This is a genomic window from Ancylobacter dichloromethanicus, assembly GCF_018390645.1.
Taxonomy (GTDB): domain Bacteria; phylum Pseudomonadota; class Alphaproteobacteria; order Rhizobiales; family Xanthobacteraceae; genus Ancylobacter; species Ancylobacter dichloromethanicus.
Genome location: NZ_JAHBGC010000044.1, coordinates 1 through 15,248, shown reverse-complemented (window position 1 = coordinate 15,248; position 15,248 = coordinate 1). Strand labels below are relative to the sequence as shown.

Genomic DNA, 15,248 nt, shown 5'->3' with positions numbered 1-15,248 from the left:
CCTACGTGGCGTGGGAGATCTGCCCGATGAAGGCTTTGGCGCGGGCGGTGGTCGGGTTCTCGAAGAAGCTCTGGGGCGGTGCCGCCTCGACGATCTCGCCCTGGTCCATGAACACCACGAGGTCGGCGACGGTGCGGGCAAACCCCATCTCGTGGGTCACCACGATCATGGACTGGCCGCCGCGCGCCAGTTCCTCCATGACGTCGAGCACCTCATGGACCATTTCCGGATCGAGCGCGGAGGTCGGCTCGTCGAACAGCATCACCTCGGGCTCCAGCATCAGGGCCCGGGCGATCGCCACGCGCTGGCGCTGGCCGCCGGAGAGCTGGCCGGGAAACTTGAAGGTCTGCGAGGTCAGTTGCACCCGCGCGAGCAGGCCATGGGCGCGCTCGACCGCGCGGTGCTCCGGCTCAAAGCGGGCATAGACCGCGCCGAGCGTCAGGTTTTCGAGAACCGTCAGGTGCGGGAACAGGTTGAAGTTCTGGAACACCATGCCGGCCTTGCGGCGCACCGCGCCGAGGCTCTCCTGAGTGCCGTCGAGGCGCGTGCCGCAGACCACGAGGTCGCCCTGCTGGAACGCCTCCAGCCCGTTGATGCAGCGGATCAGCGTCGATTTGCCGGAGCCCGAGGGGCCGCACAGCACCATCTTCTCGCCGGCGGCCAGGCCGAGCGACACGTCGCGCAGCGCATGGTGCTGGCCGTACCATTTGTTGACGCCGGACAGCTCGACCACGAGGTCGCGGGGCGCGCTCATGTCGCCCTCCGCACGCGGCGCTGGTTGTCGCGCTCGATGGAGCCGCCATAGAGCGACATGGCGGAGCAGATGATGAAATAGAGCAGGAACACGAACAGGTAGCCCTCGGTGCCGTAGCGCACCCAGTTCGGGTCCTGCAGCGCCGCCTTGGTGGCGCCGAGCACGTCGAACAGGCCGAGAATGCTGAAGAAGGTGGTGTTCTTGAAGGCGCGGATGATGTCGTTGAACAGCGCCGGCACCACGATGGCGAGCGCCTGCGGCAGGATGATCTTGCGCATGCGCAGCCAGTAGCCGAGGCCCAGCGCCTTGGCCGCCTCGTCCTGGCCCTCCGGCATCGCCTGCAGGCCGCCGCGCACCACTTCGGCCGCATAGGCGGCGAAGAAGATGATCATGCCGATCTCGGCGCGGATCAGCTTGTCGACGGTCAGTTGCGGCGGCAGGAACAGCGGCAGGATCAGCGCGGCGAAGAACAAGAGCGCCAGCAGCGGGATGCCGCGCACGCCCTCGATGGTGGCGACGCACAGCAGGCGCACCACCGGCAGTTCCGAGCGCCGGCCGATGGCGAGCAGGATGGCCAGCGGCAGGCCGCCGGCGATGGTGCCGCCGAAGATGATGAAGGTCAGCGGCAGGCCGCCCCACAGATCCGTGCCCACCCGCTCAAGGCCGGCCACGCCGCCCCCGAGCAGCAGGATCGAGGCGGCGAACACCAGCGCCCATCCGGTCAGCCGGGTGCCGACGCCGAGCAGGCGGGTGGCCGACACCGCGCCCCAGGCCAGCCAGATGGCGACGATGAGGCCGCCGCGCCATTGCTGGTCGTAGGGATAGGCGCCGAACAATATGACGCGGTATTTCTCGACGATCACCGCCCAGCAGGCGCCCGTCGCGGTCCGGCAGGCGGCGCCGTTGTCCGGCGCGTACCAGACCGCGTCCACCACGCTCCAGCGCAGGATGTGCCAGAGCGCGACGATCACCACCGCCCCGAGCAGGAAGGTGAACAGGCCGGCCAGCGGCGACTGGAACAGATGCGCCTGCGCGAAGGCGCGCACGCCCCGCGCATCGGCCGGCGGCCGGCGCGGCGGCGAGGAAGCGGGACGGGCGAAGGAGCGTGGAAGAGTGCCCATCTCAGCGCTCCGGTATCTGCACGAAGCGGTTGACGACGTTCGCCGCCGCGCCGATGGCGAGCGACAGCAGCAGATAGACCGCCGCCATGATGCACAGCACCTCGATGGTGCGGCCGCTATAGGTGAGCGCGGTGTTGGAGATGCTGAACAGGTCGGGATAGCCGACGGCGACGCCGAGCGAGGAGTTCTTCAGCAGGCTGACATATTGCGCCGCCAGCGGCGGGATGATGACCCGCAGCGCCTGCGGCACCATCACCTTGCGATAGAGGTCGCCGCGGCTCAGCCCGATGGCGTTGGCCGCCTCGATCTGTCCGGCATCGACGCTGACCAGCCCGCCGCGCACGATCTCGGCGATGAAGGCGGCGATGTAGAAGGACAGGCCGAAATAGATGGCGAGAAATTCCGGAGCCAGCGTCGCGCCGCCCACATAGTTGAATCCGCGCAGCTCCGGCACGCTCCAGCCGAGCGGGGCGCCGCAGGCCAGCCACGCCCCCAGCGCCGGCAGCAGCAGCACGGCGAGTTCGGTCAGCCGCACCAGCCGCCAGGGCCGCCCGGTGCGGCGCCGGTGCCGGTCGGCAAGATGGGCGAAGACCAGCGCCAGCAGGGCGCCGAGCGCGAGCATGCCGAGCATGAGCAGGAACACGTCGCCATTCTCGGGCGCGGGAACCGTCAGCCCCCGGTTGGAGGCGAAGGCCAGGTCGAGGATCGACCAGGACTGGCGCGGGCCCGGCAGCAGGGTGAAGAAGCTGTACCAGAACACGATCTGCACCAGCTGCGGGGTGTTGCGGAAGGCTTCGACATAGGCCTTCGCCAGACCCGCGATCAGCGCGTTGCGCGACAGCCGGGCAAAGCCCAGCGCGGCGCCGAGAACGGTGGCGGTGAGGATGCTGACCAGCGACAGCATCACTGTGTTGCCGAGCCCTACCGCCAGCGCCGCGAGATAGGTCGAGCCCGGCTTGAAGACGAAGAAGGCCTCGCCGACGGCGAACTGCGCGGGATCGAACAGGAAGCCGAGGCCGGATGTCATGCCGCGCTCGTCCAGCGCCTGGCGGGCATTGGTCACCAGCCAGACGGCCAGCGCCAGCAAGGCGAGGACGAGCAGGGCCTGCCAGACGATGGCCTGCACACGCGGGTTTCGCCAGGGTGGCACGGCGGGCGCCACCCTTGTCGGGGATATACGGCTCATCGACGATGGCTCGCTGCCTTCGCCGGGCTCACAGCGGCGGGGCGTAGATGAGGCCGCCCTCGGTATACTGGGCGTTCAGGCCGCGCTCCAGCTTCAGGGGCGAGCCCTTGCCGACATTGCGCTCGAACACTTCGCCGTAATTGCCGACCTGCTTGACGACGTTGTAGGCCCAGGCCGGGTCGAGCCCGAGCCCCTTGCTGCCGGCCTCCTCGACGCCGAGCAGGCGACGCACGGTCGGATCGGTGCTGATGGCCTTCATCTCATCGACATTGGTCGAGGTGATGCCGCTCTCTTCCGCCTGGAACAGGGTGAACACCGTCCACTGGACGATGTCGCGCCACTGCGCGTCGTCCTGGCGCACCACCGGGCCCATCGGGTCCTTGCCGAACAGTTCCGGCAGGATGACGTAGTCGTCCGGGTTCGGGGCCACCGCCGCGCGGGTGGAGGACAGGCCGGAGGAGGACTGCACCGCGACGTCGCAACGCCCGCCGAAGAAGGCGGTGTTGATTTCCTTCTGGTCGTCGATGACGACCAGCTTCAGCGTGATGTTGAACTTGGTCTGGATGTCGGCGACCACGCGCTCGGAGGTGGAGCCGGGGCGCACGCACACGCTGGCGCCGTCGAGGTCCTTGGCGCTCTTCACCCCCAGCGCCTTCGGCACCATCAGGCCCTGGCCGTCATAGAAGGTCGGCGCGACGAAATCGACGCCGAGATCGGTGTCGCGGGCGCGGGTCCAGGTGGTGTTGGCGACGGTGACGTCGACCTCGCCGGTCTGCAGCGCGGTCAGGCGGGTCTGGTTGTTGGTCTTGAGAAACTTGACCTTGGTGGCGTCGCCGAAGATGGCGGCGGCCAGCGCGCGGCAGGTGTCGACGTCGACGCCGTTCCATTCGCCCTTGCTGTCCACCGAGGAGAAGCCGGGGCGGCTGCCATTGACGGCGCAGGTGACGACGCCGTTCTTCTTCACCGTCTCGAGCGTGGTGGCGCCGGCGGCGCCGTACATCGCCGCAAGGGTGCCGAGCGCAACGAGCCCGGTCGCAAGATGCCTTCTCATTTCGTGCTCTCCAAACCTCTGGTGATGCCTTTGGCGGCATCGTTTTTCTGCGTGGAAGGTCGATCGGCGGCGGCCGCTTCGAGCGCGAGGCGCATGTCGAGGCCGCGCCGCAGATGCGCGCGCATCAGTTTGCCGGCGGCCCGTGGCGCGCGCTGCTCGATGGCGCCGAGAATGTCGATGTGGTCGGCGAGGGTCGAATACAGGTTCTCGTGCGAGAAATAGCGCGGCAGGTGAAAGGCCAGCCGGAAGCGCAGCCGGAGCAGGCGCACGGTTTCCATCAGCGCCGCATTGCCGGTCGCGAGCATCAGCAATTCGTGGAATTCGGTGCCGGAATCGTCGATTTCGACCGCGGTGAAAGCGGAGGGGTCCTTCGCCATGGTGCGCATGCGGGCGCCGCAGGCGGCGAGCGCCTCGGTCGGGCCCTGGGTCGCGGCGAGTTCCGCGGCGAGGCATTCCAGCGCCTCGCGCACCCGGTAGATTTCCGCGAGATCGCCGGGCGAGATGCGCCGCACGAAGGTGCCGCGCGCCGGCTTCACCTCGACCACGCCCTCCTGCTCAAGCTGGTGCAGGGCCTCGCGCACCGGCATGCGGCCCATGCCGAGCTGCTCGGCGAGCTTGCGCTCGGAAAGCGGCGTGCCGGCTTCCAGCGCCTGGCCGAAAATCAGATCGACAAGGCGGTGATAGGCGCGCTCGCGCTCGAACTCGAAGGGCATCCTCATGCCGGTATTCTGGTTGACCGGTATACCAGTTGCAAGTCCAAATGATCGCCAGCGCTTGCCTTCGGATTGTTCAGCGCGGCTGGGGGAGGCGTGGCCGTGGAGGCGCGGCCGCCATCCCGCAGGCGTCGACCGGACGGGCGTGGATCGGCGTGAAGTGGCACGGCGGGGCGGGCGTCGGCGCGGTGCCGCCGGTGCGCGGGCGTCGCCCGGCGCGACCGCGCGACAATGGCGTCGCGTCGTTCGCCCCGGTCTCCGACCGGCCGCTACCTCACATCACCGAGGACACCACTTCGGGCGATTCCTCCAGCGCGTGGGCCATGAAGTCCAGCGCCGAGCGGATCTGCGCGCGGGTCGCCGGGCCGCCCAGGCACACCCGCACCGCCTCGATCGCCGGGCCGGTGGCGGTGAAGGCGTCGCTCGCCACCACGCCGATGCCGGTGGAACGCATGTGGCCGACAAAGGCCGAGCGGGTCCACGGCGCGGGCAGCTCGATCCAGAGATTGAAGCTGAGCGGGTCGGCGCGGAAGCTGCCCTTGGGCAGAATCGCGCTCGCCAGCGCCTGCCTCGCGGCGGTCTCGGAACGGATGAAACGCAGCAGCGTGTCGGCGGTGCCGTCCTCGATCCAGCGCGTCGCCAGCGCCGTGGTGAGCGGGGAGGCCATCACATTGGCGGTGCGCAGGGCGCTGGCGAAGGGGTAGCCCGCGCGCGCCTCCGGCGCCACCACATAGGCGGCGCGCAGCCCGGCGCCGATGCACTTGGCGAGGCCGGCGATGTGCCAGGTCAGGTCCGGGGCGATGGCGGCCAGCGGCGCGGGGCCGTGCGGCGGCACGAAGCCATAGGCGTCATCCTCGACGATCGGCACGCCGAAGCGCCGCGCCACCTTGGCGATCGCCTCGCGCCGCTCCTCGGGAATGGTCAGCGTCGTGGGGTTCTGCAGCGTCGGGTTGAGATAGAGCGCCTTGGGCGCCATCTCCCGGCAGGCGGTGGCGAAGGCGTCGGGGTCGATGCCGTCAAGGTCCATCGGCAGGCCGAACAGCTTCACCCCGAGCTGGGCGGCGATGGCGCGCACGCCGGGATAGGTGATCGCCTCGCACAGGATCACATCGCCCGGCCGCGCCAGCAGGCCGAAAATGCCGAGCAGCGCCGGGTGCGCGCCCGGCGTGACGAAGATGCGCTCCTGCGCCGGCACCAGCGCCCGCCGGCCGAGCCAGGCGGAGGCCGCGTCCTTGTCCGCCGCCGTGCCGCCGAAGCCCTGATAGCGCAGCAGCGCGACCAGATCGCGCGCCACTTCGGCCAGCCCGTCCTGCATCCGCTCGATCAGCGCCGGGTCGTCCGGCTCGGGCGGCAGGTTCATCGAGAGATCGACCGTGCCGGGCTTGGGCGCGCTCGCCGCGCGGGTCTTCGGGCGCGGCGTGCCGGTGACGAAGGTGCCCTGGCCGACGCGGGATTCGACCAGCCCGCGCTTCTGCGCCTCGACATAGCCGCGCGCCACGGTGGTGAAGTCGATGTCGAGCCGGGCCGCGAGCTTCCTCTGCGGCGGCAGCCGGTCGCCCACCGCCAGCCGGCCGGCGCGAATGTCCTCGCCGATCAAATCGGCAATGGCGAGGTAGCGCGGCTTGTCGGAGCGGGCGAGGTCGGGAATCCAGTCGGCCATGTCGTCTCACCTTCGTCGTCCCGGACGTGCCGCCGGCTGGTCCGGGATCGTCTCAGCCCCCGGGTAACGGCCCGAGTCGGCACCTAGCATAATTGACTGTATAATGTTGCAGAGGTGGCGTGTCACCACTGGTCCACAACTTGCTGCGTAAGGGATGTTCCGGACCATCTGCCGTCGCATGCGCAGGAAGCGGGCAATTCCCCGCCACATCTCTAAGCGTCCGCCCGCTTTGTCACCAAAGCCGTTTTGCCGTTTCGACACTTATTGAATGCATAATTGTATGTAATTTGATTGTTTTGATGATTCTTTTTGCATTCTGTCAATTGGCACATTGATTGCAATTCTCTCCGGCGTACCCGGCACCGCGCCGGCCCCATTGCAGCCCACGGCCGGCGTCCGCCGGCTCCATTGCAGCCAAGGAGAGCGACATGGCCACTATCACCGTGCCGGCCCACAGCAAGGGCGACGTGCTCGTCGACTATGAAGAAAAGAAGTTCGAGGACGTCAAAGCCGCCCCCGGCGAAAAGGCGCTGGTCACCTTCCACACCGTCGCCTTCGAGGGCTCGATCGGCCTGGTGAACCTGCTGCAGGCCTCGCGCCTGATCCAGAAGGGGTTCGAGACTTCGGTGCTGCTCTATGGGCCGGGCGTCACGCTCGGCGTGCAGCGCGGCTTCCCCAAGCTCGGCGACGAGGCCTTTCCCGGCCATCTCAACTTCAATGGCCGGATCGAGAAGATCCTCAACGATGGCGGCAAGGTCTATGCCTGCCGCTTTGCCCTGCAGGCGCTCTACGGCCATGGCGAGGGCGCGCTGATCCCCGGCATCGTCCCGGTCAGCCCGCTGGACGTGCTCGACATCGTGCTGCTGCACCGCCGCGACAACGCCTTCATCCTCGACACCTGGACGCTGTGACGCGTGGCCCCGGATCGGCGGCGGTGTCGCCGATCCGGGATGACGGTCGAGGCCGAAGGAGGCCGCAAATGGCAGACATGACAATCGCGGAAAAGCGCAGCGCCGAGAAGCGCGTGGTCCGCGTCGGCGCGGTGCAGATCGCGCCCTCGCTCGACAGCCTGGAGGGCACGCTTACCCGCGTGCTCGCCGCGCTGGAAGAGGCGGCGGGCAAGCGCGCGCGGCTCGTGGTGTTCCCCGAGACCTTCCTGCCCTGGTACCCGTATTTCTCCTTCGTGCTGCCCCCCGTGCTCACCGGGGCGGAACATCTGCGGCTTTATGACAACGCCGTTCTCGTTCCCGGCCCGGTGACCGAGGCGGTCAGCGCCAGCGCCCGCCGGCTCGGCGTGGTGGTGGTGCTGGGGGTGAACGAGCGCGACCACGGCTCGCTCTACAACACCCAGCTGGTGTTCGACGCCGATGGCTCGCTCAAGCTCAAGCGCCGCAAGATCACCCCCACCTTCCATGAGCGGATGATCTGGGGCCAGGGCGATGGCGCCGGGCTGAAGGTGGTCGACACCGCCGTCGGGCGGGTCGGCGCGCTCGCCTGCTGGGAGCACTACAACCCGCTGGCGCGCTACGCGCTGATGGCCCAGCACGAGGAGATCCACGTCGCCCAGTTCCCCGGCTCGCTGGTCGGGCCGATCTTCGCCGAGCAGATCGAGGTGACGATCCGCCACCACGCGCTGGAATCGGGCTGCTTCGTGGTCAACGCCACCGGCTGGCTGACGGAAGAACAGATCGCCCGCATCTCCCCGGAGGAGAAGCTGCGCAAGGCCCTCACCGGCGGCTGCATGACCGCCATCGTCTCGCCCGAGGGCAGCCATGTCGTGCCCCCGCTCACCTCCGGCGAGGGCATCCTGATCGCCGATCTCGACATGGGCCTCATCACCAAGCGCAAGCGGATGATGGATTCGGTCGGCCATTACGCCCGGCCGGAACTGCTGAGCCTGAACCTCGACGACCGCCCGGCGGTGCCCCTCCACACCTCGCACGCCGCCCCCATCCCCCTCCAGACAGGGAGCGTTTCCGATGAAACCGATGGACCCGGCCACCGAGCTCCGGCCGCTACCGACGGAACAATTGATCAACGAGTTGCAGTCCTACGGGGTGCGGCTGGTTGATCCCCGTGCCGGCGCCGATTCGCGCCGCGGCGGGGCCGGGCCGTCCGATCACAAGGCGCTGACGCTGGACGGCATGACGGTGATGGTCCCCGTCCACACCGCCCCGGCCTTCGAGAGCCCCTATCTGGTCGAGAAGCCGGACGCCTTCGGGCGCAGCCGCATCAGCCGCGACGGGCTGGCGCTCGGCGAGGTGTCGTTTCCGCTGCAGCCGAAATTCTACGGGCTGACCACCACTGAGGGCGTTCCCTATTCCAAGATCGCCGTGCTGCACGGGCGCGACGTGCTGGCGACCACCGTCCTTCAGACCTGCATCCGCTACCAGAGCCGGGCCAAGACCTGCCAGTTCTGCGCCATCGGCCAGTCGCTGGCCGCCGGCCGCACCATCGCGCGCAAGACGCCCTCCCAGCTCGCCGAGGTGGCCAAGGCCGCCGTCGAGCTTGATGGCGTCAAGCACATGGTGATGACGACAGGCACGCCGCCGGGCAAGGATCGCGGCGCCGCCATCCTCACCGAGAGCGCGGCGGCGGTGAAGGGCGCGGTCGACCTGCCGATCCAGGTGCAGTGCGAACCGCCCGACGACGATGCGTGGTTCGCCCGTATGTTCGAGGCCGGCGCCGACGCGCTCGGCATGCATCTGGAAGCCTGCACCGAAGAGGTGCGTCAGAAGATCATGCCCGGCAAGGCGCAGGTCTCGGTGGAGCGTTATTTCGAGGCGTTCGAGGCGGCGGTGCCGGTGTTCGGGCGCGGGCAGGTCTCCACCTACATCCTGGCCGGGCTCGGCGATGCCCGCGAGGACATTCTCGCGGTCTGCGATCGGCTGACCCGGATGGGCGTCTATCCCTTCGTGGTGCCCTTCGTGCCGATCTCCGGCACGCCGCTGGAGAGCCACCCGACCCCGTCCCCCGCCTTCATGAATTCCATCCTCGGCCCGCTCTCGGGAATGCTGCTGGCCACCGGGCTGAAGTCCATCGAGGTGAAGGCCGGCTGCGCCCGATGCGGCGCCTGCTCGGCGCTCTCCACCTATGAGCGGCGCAGTGCGGCGCAAGGCCTCGTGCGGCAAGGAGGCTGCGCATGATGTACGGCACCTTCCGCCCCTTCCTCGCCGCCGATTTCCAGGTGAAGTTCGCCACCCAGACCTGGGAGAAGCGCGGCGCCGCGCGGCTGCGCCACGAGGTGTTCTGCCACGAGCAGGGCCTGTTCGCGGGCGACGACCGCGACGCCGTCGACGACACCGCCATTCCCCTCGTCGCCGTCTCGCTGCTGGGGCTGCTGGCCGACGACGTGGTGGGGACGGTACGCATCCATGAGGCCGAGCCCGGCCTGTGGTGGGGCTCGCGCCTCGCCGTGGCGCCGGACTATCGCAAGGTCGGCGCGCTGGGCGCGGCGCTGATCCGCCTCGCCGTCTCCTCCGCCCATGCGCGCGGCTGCACGCGGTTCCTCGCCCATGTGCAGGCCCAGAACGCGCTGCTGTTCCGCCGCCTGCACTGGAACGTGGTGGAGGAGAAGGAACTGCACGGAAGGCCCCATTTCCTCATGCAGGCCGACCTCGCCTTCTACCCGCCGATCCTCGATGCCGAGACCGGCTTCCGCTCCGCTTCCCGCACCGCGCCGCTGCGGAAAGCGGCGTGAGAGGGAGATGTGACATGGCTCGCCCCGCGCTGTCCGATGCCGCCTTCGCACATATCATAAGCCGGCTACGTTCCTCCTCCGGCCTCACCGCGAAGGCCGATATCGCCGTGGCGGCGGCGCGGCTCGGGCTGGGCGGGCAAGGGTCGGGGGCGCAGGGCGTGGTGCCGGTGGGCGACGACTGCGCGGCGATCCCCGATGGCGACGGTTACCTGCTGCTCGCCATCGAAGGCTTCATGAACGAATTCGTCGTCGGCGACCCGTGGTTTGCCGGCTGGTGCGGGGTGATGGTCAACCTGTCCGACATCGCCGCCATGGGCGGGCGCCCGCTCGCCGTGGTCGACGCGGTGTGGGCTAAAGGAGAGGACGGCGCCGCCCCGGTGCTGGAGGGGCTGCGCGCCGCCTCCGCCCGCTTCGGCGTGCCCATCGTCGGCGGGCATACGAATCTGGCGACCGATCGCGGCCAGCTCTCCGTCGCCGTGCTCGGCCGGGCGAAAAAGCTCCTCACCTCGTTCGACGCCCGCCCCGGCGAGACGCTGATCGCCGCCATCGATCTGCGCGGGCGCTACCGCGAGCCCTTCTCCAACTGGGAAGCGGCCACCGACGCCCCGGCGGCGCGGCTGCGCGGCGATCTCGAAATCCTGCCCATGATCGCGGAGGCCGGCCTCTCCCGCGCCGCCAAGGACATCAGCCAGGGCGGGCTGGTGGGCACCGCCGCCATGCTGGCCGAATGCTCCGGCGTCGGGGTCGAGATCGACCTCGCCAGCGTGCCGGCGCCCGACGGTGTCGATCCGGCGCGCTGGCTGACGAGCTTCCCCAGCTACGGCTATCTGCTCACCGCCACCGCGACGGACGTGCCGGCGATTCTCGCCGCCTTCCACGGGCGCGGCATCGCCGCCGCGTCCATCGGCACGGTGACCGCCGGGCGCCGCGTCGTGGCGGTGAGCGGTGCCGCGCGCGCGACGATCTGGGACTTCGGAAGGCGCAGCCTGCTCGGCTGCGGACCGGCATTTCCGCAGCTTGATGAAGCAGCAGCGCTTGCAGTTGCGGAGGAGGCCCTATGACCCGCGCCCTGCGTATCGCCATCCTCGCCCATTCCACCAATCCGCGCGGCGGCGTCGTCCATGCGCTGGAGCTCGGCGACGCGCTCACCCGGCTCGGCCATGAGGCGGTGGTCCATGCGCCCGATCCGCGCGGCACCGGCTTCTTCCGGCCCAGCCTGTGCGCCACCGTGAGCGTGCCGGCCTCGCCGGTCGGACCCGACGTGACGGAGATGGTGCGTGTCCGCGCGGCCGATTATCTCCGCCATTTCGAGGCCCCGGGGGCGCGACGCTTCGATGCCTTCCACGCCCAGGATGGCATATCCGGCAATGCCTTGGCTACATTGAAGGAGGCCGGCCTCATCCCCGGCTTCGCCCGCACCGTCCACCATGTCGACGCCTTCGCCGACCCGGCGTTGCAGGCGCTCCAGCACCGCGCCATCGTGGAAGCCGACCGGCATTTCGTGGTCAGCGCCCTATGGCAGGGGCTGCTGGCGGAGACCTACGGGCTGCCGGCCACCATTGTCGGCAACGGCATCGATATCCAACGCTTTTCCCCCGTGCCCGACGGACGCGAGGCACCACTCGCTGCCCGCCTCGGGCTCGACATCGGACCCATCGTGCTCAGCGTCGGCGGGGTGGAGGCGCGCAAGAACACGCAGCGCATTCTGGAGGCGTTCGTCCAGCTACGGGCGCTGCACCCGCGCGCCCAGCTCGTCATCGCCGGCGGCGCCAGCGTGCTCGATCATCATGATTATGTTGAGGAATTCGAGGCGATGCGGGCCGCCTCCGGCCTGCCGGCCGAGGCCGTGCTGCGCACCGGCCCACTGCCTCAGGAAGACATGCCGGCGCTCTACCGGCTGGCCGACGTGCTTGCCTTCGCCTCGGTGAAGGAGGGCTTCGGCCTCGTGGCGCTGGAGGCGATGGCCTGCGGCGTGCCCACCGTGGTCTCGGCGATCGCGCCCTTCACCGAACATATCGGCGAGGGTGAGACCGTGTGGTGCGACCCGCTCCACCCCGGCTCGATCGCCGACGCGCTGGTGCTGGCGCTCCAGCCCGACACCCGCGCCCGCCTCAACGCCCTCGGCCCCTCGGTCGCCGCCCGGCACGACTGGGCATCGACCGCGCGGGCGCACCTGCCCACCTATGAGACTCTCGCGGAGGCTGTCCATGCCTGAAATGCGCTTCACCATTCGCTGGCCGGATGGCACGCGTGAGGGCTGCTACTCGCCTTCGCTGGTGATCAAGGACTATCTCACCCCCGGCGCGAGCTACCCGCTGGCGGATTTCCTGGCGAAAAGCCGCGAGGCGCTCACCATCGCCAGCGCCCGCGTCGAGGCCCGCTACGGCTTTGCCTGCTCGCGCGCCCTGGGCCAGCTCGCCCGGCTGGAGGCCGCCGGCCGCACCTATTCCACCCATCCCGACGCCCGCGTCGCCGTCGAGAGCTTCGACGCCTGAGCCCCGGAGAACAGCCATGAACGAGAATCGCGTTCCCCATTACCCGGTGATCGTCGTCGGTGGCGGGCAGGCCGGGCTGTCCACCAGCTATCATCTTGCCCGGCACGGCCTCGACCATCTGGTGATCGAGAAGCACAGGGCGATGCATGCCTGGGACACCCAGCGCTGGGACAATTTCTGCCTCGTCACGCCGAACTGGCAGTGCGACCTGCCGGGCCATCCCTATGCCGGGCCGGACCCTGACGGCTTCATGAGGAAGGACGAGATTCTGGCCTACCTCACGGCGTTCCGCGCCAAGGTCGACCCGCCGATCCGCGAGGGGGTGAGCGTGCGGCGGGTCACCCCGCGCGCCGGGGGCGGCTTCCTCGTCGCCACCAGCTCCGGCGAGTTCAGCGCCGACAACGTGGTGGTGGCCTCGGGCGGCTATCACGAACCGATCGTGCCGCGCATGGCCGAGCGCCTGCCGCCGGCCATCGCGCAGGTGCATTCGGCGCAGTACCGCAATGCCGGCCAGCTTCCCGAGGGGCCGGTGCTGGTCGTCGGCTCCGGCCAGTCCGGCGCGCAGATCGCCGAAGATTTGCACCTCGCCGGCCGCAAGGTGCATCTGGCGGTGGGCAACGCGCCGCGCTGCGCCCGCTTCTATCGCGGCCGCGACGTCGTCACCTGGCTCGCCGACATGGGCTATTACGACATGCCGGTGGAGCAGCACCCGCTGCGCGAGGGGGTGCGCGACAATACCAACCACTACGTCACCGGCCGCGATGGCGGGCGCGACATCGACCTCCGGAAGTTCGCCCTGGAGGGCATGGAGCTCCACGGCGTGCTGCGCGAGTTCGACGGCACCCATCTCGTCTTCGACACCAACCTCGCGCAGGCGCTGGACGAGGCCGACAAGACCTATAACGGCATCAACGCCGCCATCGACAGGCATATCGCCGAGAACGGGATCGCGGCGCCGCCGCCCTCGACCTACGAGGCCGTCTGGCGGCCGGCGCAGGAGCGCCCGCGGCTCGACCTCGCCGCCTCCGGCATCGCCGCCATCGTCTGGTGCATCGGCTTCCGGCCGGATTTCCGCTGGCTCGACGCGCCGGTGTTCAACGGCGCCGGCCATCCCCGGCACCGGCGCGGGGTCACCGCGCAGGAGGGCGTGTATTTCATCGGCCTGCCCTGGCTGCACAGCTGGGGATCGGGTCGCTTCGGCAGTGTCGGGCGCGACGCCGCGCACATCGTCACCCACATCGCCGCCCGCGCCGGGCAGGATGGCGCCACACGGGACCGCGCCGGACAGGACAGCGCCGCATGAATGTCGCGCTCCCCGCCGCCGCATTCGCCGCCACGCCCGCGCCGGTGGCGCAGGACACGGTGCGGCTCGGCATGCCGCAGCTCTGCCTCGGCGGCCTGTCGGAGACCTGGCTGCTGAAGGAGCTCGGCCACCGCCACTGGATGGCGCTGGCGCGGATGGCTGGGCGCGCCGTGCCCGATTTCCGCGCCGCCGACGGCGCGCCGGTCTATGCCGCCTTCAGCGCGCTGTCGGTGACCGACGCCGACTTCGCCAGCCTGGGCGAGAACGACGTGCTCGCCATTTCCTCGACCATCGCCCGCCTCACGCGCACCCAGTGCGCCAGCCGGCATGTCCTCACCTGCGCGGGGCGGACGGTGGGAGCGGTCGACCTGGTCTCGGTGTTCGTGCGCCGGGCGGCGGGCGGGGGCAACCACACGGTGGCGCGCGTCGCGCTTGACGGCTTTCCCCCGCCCGACATGACGAGCCGGCCGGACGTGGGTCTCGCCGCCCGTGCGGCGGCGTTCCGCGCCGGCCGGCCGGGGCCGGCGGTGGCGGGAGAGGTCGTGCTGGAGATCGACCCGTGCCCGGCGCAGGATTTCAACGGCGCCGGCTTCCTCTATTTCTCCAGCTTCATCGCCTTCATCGACCGCGCCGAATGGCGGTTCGACGGCCGGCGCGCGCCGCGGGCGACCACCCGGTCGCGCGAGGTGTTCTTCCACGGCAATATCGACCCCGGCGAGCGCGTCGTGGTGCGCAAGCTCGCCGCCCGGCGCGACGCCGATGGGCTCGCCCATCACTGCCGGCTGGAGCGTGAGAGCGATGGCGCGCCTCTCGCCGACGCCTTCACGTTTCGGCATCTGTGAGCCCGCGAAGCGTTGCGCGGCAAGCTCCGGAGAGCGGCCGTCATCAAGCTGTGAGAAAACCTGCGGAAGCCCGTTGCATTCTCCGCGAGGCTGGGGCATAGAGACGGCCCGTTCGGGGCGCCGATCAAGACCGGCACCGGACGACGGAGCGGGCGGGTGTAGCTCAGGGGTAGAGCACAACCTTGCCAAGGTTGGGGTCGTGGGTTCGAATCCCATCGCCCGCTCCAAATTTTCCAAATAAAATCTGATAGTTAGCAAACGCCCTTCGGGGCGTTTTCTGCTTCCAAAGCTCCACGCTGCGCGCGTTGGAAGCAGAACGGAAGCATCTGCAGGAAAGTCGCTGGATAGCATGGCGCGCTGACGGCGCCCTGGCCTGCTGCCGGTTTCGTGGACACCGCGATTGGGTGTTTCATGAAGCCGGAG

General features: G+C 69.5%; 15 protein-coding genes and 1 tRNA gene. 10 read left to right on the top strand and 6 right to left on the bottom strand.

Annotated features, from left to right (window positions below):
* Position 1: 1 nt before the first annotated feature.
* The 6 genes from KHC23_RS18695 to KHC23_RS18670 all read right to left on the bottom strand — a co-directional run bounded on the left by KHC23_RS18695 (position 2) and on the right by KHC23_RS18670 (position 6,485).
* The gene (locus KHC23_RS18695; protein WP_246544767.1) at positions 2–754 is read right to left on the bottom strand and encodes an amino acid ABC transporter ATP-binding protein; all 753 of its coding nucleotides are present in this window, start codon (positions 752–754) and stop codon (positions 2–4) included.
* A complete protein-coding gene (locus tag KHC23_RS18690) occupies positions 751–1,875 on the bottom strand; it encodes an amino acid ABC transporter permease (protein ID WP_213374613.1) in 1,125 nt (374 codons plus the stop codon). Before KHC23_RS18690 ends, KHC23_RS18695 begins: the two co-directional genes overlap by 4 nt.
* A 1-nt stretch (position 1,876) precedes the next feature.
* Positions 1,877–3,061 (bottom strand): amino acid ABC transporter permease, encoded by a 1,185-nt coding sequence (locus KHC23_RS18685; RefSeq protein ID WP_213374611.1) that lies wholly within the window; start codon positions 3,059–3,061, stop codon positions 1,877–1,879.
* A gap of 28 nt (positions 3,062–3,089) precedes the next feature.
* Positions 3,090–4,112, bottom strand: a complete 1,023-nt coding sequence (locus KHC23_RS18680) for an amino acid ABC transporter substrate-binding protein (protein ID WP_213374609.1) — start codon at positions 4,110–4,112, stop codon at positions 3,090–3,092.
* Positions 4,109–4,831, bottom strand: a complete 723-nt coding sequence (locus KHC23_RS18675) for a GntR family transcriptional regulator (RefSeq protein ID WP_213374607.1) — start codon at positions 4,829–4,831, stop codon at positions 4,109–4,111. The genes KHC23_RS18680 and KHC23_RS18675 overlap by 4 nt, the downstream gene beginning before the upstream one ends.
* 268 nt (positions 4,832–5,099) lie before the next feature.
* The gene (locus KHC23_RS18670) at positions 5,100–6,485 is read right to left on the bottom strand and encodes an aminotransferase-like domain-containing protein (protein ID WP_213374605.1); all 1,386 of its coding nucleotides are present in this window, start codon (positions 6,483–6,485) and stop codon (positions 5,100–5,102) included.
* 428 nt (positions 6,486–6,913) lie between these two features.
* On the opposite strand from KHC23_RS18670, the gene KHC23_RS18665 reads away from it, so the two are divergent.
* From KHC23_RS18665 to KHC23_RS18620, 10 genes are all read left to right on the top strand, one after another.
* The gene (locus KHC23_RS18665; RefSeq protein ID WP_213374603.1) at positions 6,914–7,396 is read left to right on the top strand and encodes an MSMEG_0572/Sll0783 family nitrogen starvation response protein; all 483 of its coding nucleotides are present in this window, start codon (positions 6,914–6,916) and stop codon (positions 7,394–7,396) included.
* 68 nt (positions 7,397–7,464) lie between these two features.
* Entirely contained in the window at positions 7,465–8,556 is a 1,092-nt protein-coding gene (locus KHC23_RS18660) for a Nit6803 family nitrilase (RefSeq protein ID WP_213374601.1), read from the top strand.
* Positions 8,474–9,631: an MSMEG_0568 family radical SAM protein gene (locus KHC23_RS18655; protein WP_213374653.1), complete on the top strand. Its 1,158-nt coding sequence runs from the start codon at positions 8,474–8,476 to the stop codon at positions 9,629–9,631. Before KHC23_RS18660 ends, KHC23_RS18655 begins: the two co-directional genes overlap by 83 nt.
* On the top strand, positions 9,628–10,185 hold the full coding sequence (locus KHC23_RS18650) for an MSMEG_0567/Sll0786 family nitrogen starvation N-acetyltransferase (RefSeq protein ID WP_213374599.1): 558 nt from the start codon (positions 9,628–9,630) through the stop codon (positions 10,183–10,185). The genes KHC23_RS18655 and KHC23_RS18650 overlap by 4 nt, the downstream gene beginning before the upstream one ends.
* Before the next feature lie 14 nt (positions 10,186–10,199).
* The gene (locus KHC23_RS18645) at positions 10,200–11,246 is read left to right on the top strand and encodes a sll0787 family AIR synthase-like protein (RefSeq protein WP_213374597.1); all 1,047 of its coding nucleotides are present in this window, start codon (positions 10,200–10,202) and stop codon (positions 11,244–11,246) included.
* Complete coding sequence (locus KHC23_RS18640) at positions 11,243–12,400, top strand: MSMEG_0565 family glycosyltransferase (RefSeq protein ID WP_213374595.1); 1,158 nt, start codon at positions 11,243–11,245, stop codon at positions 12,398–12,400. The genes KHC23_RS18645 and KHC23_RS18640 overlap by 4 nt, the downstream gene beginning before the upstream one ends.
* Positions 12,393–12,680: an MSMEG_0570 family nitrogen starvation response protein gene (locus tag KHC23_RS18635; RefSeq protein WP_213374593.1), complete on the top strand. Its 288-nt coding sequence runs from the start codon at positions 12,393–12,395 to the stop codon at positions 12,678–12,680. Before KHC23_RS18640 ends, KHC23_RS18635 begins: the two co-directional genes overlap by 8 nt.
* A 16-nt stretch (positions 12,681–12,696) precedes the next feature.
* A complete protein-coding gene (locus KHC23_RS18630) occupies positions 12,697–13,983 on the top strand; it encodes an MSMEG_0569 family flavin-dependent oxidoreductase (RefSeq protein ID WP_213374591.1) in 1,287 nt (428 codons plus the stop codon).
* Positions 13,980–14,825, top strand: a complete 846-nt coding sequence (locus KHC23_RS18625) for a Pnap_2097 family protein (RefSeq protein ID WP_213374588.1) — start codon at positions 13,980–13,982, stop codon at positions 14,823–14,825. The genes KHC23_RS18630 and KHC23_RS18625 overlap by 4 nt, the downstream gene beginning before the upstream one ends.
* 152 nt (positions 14,826–14,977) lie before the next feature.
* A tRNA-Gly gene (locus KHC23_RS18620) sits at positions 14,978–15,052 on the top strand.
* Positions 15,053–15,248: the final 196 nt, after the last annotated feature.

Bases quoted from the DNA above. Each gene is read 5' to 3' on its own strand.
- KHC23_RS18695 (WP_246544767.1), bottom strand. From the start codon at position 754: ATGAGCGCGCCCCGCGACCTCGTGGTCGAGCTGTCCGGCGTCAACAAA.
- KHC23_RS18690 (WP_213374613.1), bottom strand. From the start codon at position 1,875: ATGGGCACTCTTCCACGCTCCTTCGCCCGTCCCGCTTCCTCGCCGCCG.
- KHC23_RS18685 (WP_213374611.1), bottom strand. From the start codon at position 3,061: ATGAGCCGTATATCCCCGACAAGGGTGGCGCCCGCCGTGCCACCCTGG.
- KHC23_RS18680 (WP_213374609.1), bottom strand. From the start codon at position 4,112: ATGAGAAGGCATCTTGCGACCGGGCTCGTTGCGCTCGGCACCCTTGCG.
- KHC23_RS18675 (WP_213374607.1), bottom strand. From the start codon at position 4,831: ATGAGGATGCCCTTCGAGTTCGAGCGCGAGCGCGCCTATCACCGCCTT.
- KHC23_RS18670 (WP_213374605.1), bottom strand. From the start codon at position 6,485: ATGGCCGACTGGATTCCCGACCTCGCCCGCTCCGACAAGCCGCGCTAC.
- KHC23_RS18665 (WP_213374603.1), top strand. From the start codon at position 6,914: ATGGCCACTATCACCGTGCCGGCCCACAGCAAGGGCGACGTGCTCGTC.
- KHC23_RS18660 (WP_213374601.1), top strand. From the start codon at position 7,465: ATGGCAGACATGACAATCGCGGAAAAGCGCAGCGCCGAGAAGCGCGTG.
- KHC23_RS18655 (WP_213374653.1), top strand. From the start codon at position 8,474: ATGGACCCGGCCACCGAGCTCCGGCCGCTACCGACGGAACAATTGATC.
- KHC23_RS18650 (WP_213374599.1), top strand. From the start codon at position 9,628: ATGATGTACGGCACCTTCCGCCCCTTCCTCGCCGCCGATTTCCAGGTG.
- KHC23_RS18645 (WP_213374597.1), top strand. From the start codon at position 10,200: ATGGCTCGCCCCGCGCTGTCCGATGCCGCCTTCGCACATATCATAAGC.
- KHC23_RS18640 (WP_213374595.1), top strand. From the start codon at position 11,243: ATGACCCGCGCCCTGCGTATCGCCATCCTCGCCCATTCCACCAATCCG.
- KHC23_RS18635 (WP_213374593.1), top strand. From the start codon at position 12,393: ATGCCTGAAATGCGCTTCACCATTCGCTGGCCGGATGGCACGCGTGAG.
- KHC23_RS18630 (WP_213374591.1), top strand. From the start codon at position 12,697: ATGAACGAGAATCGCGTTCCCCATTACCCGGTGATCGTCGTCGGTGGC.
- KHC23_RS18625 (WP_213374588.1), top strand. From the start codon at position 13,980: ATGAATGTCGCGCTCCCCGCCGCCGCATTCGCCGCCACGCCCGCGCCG.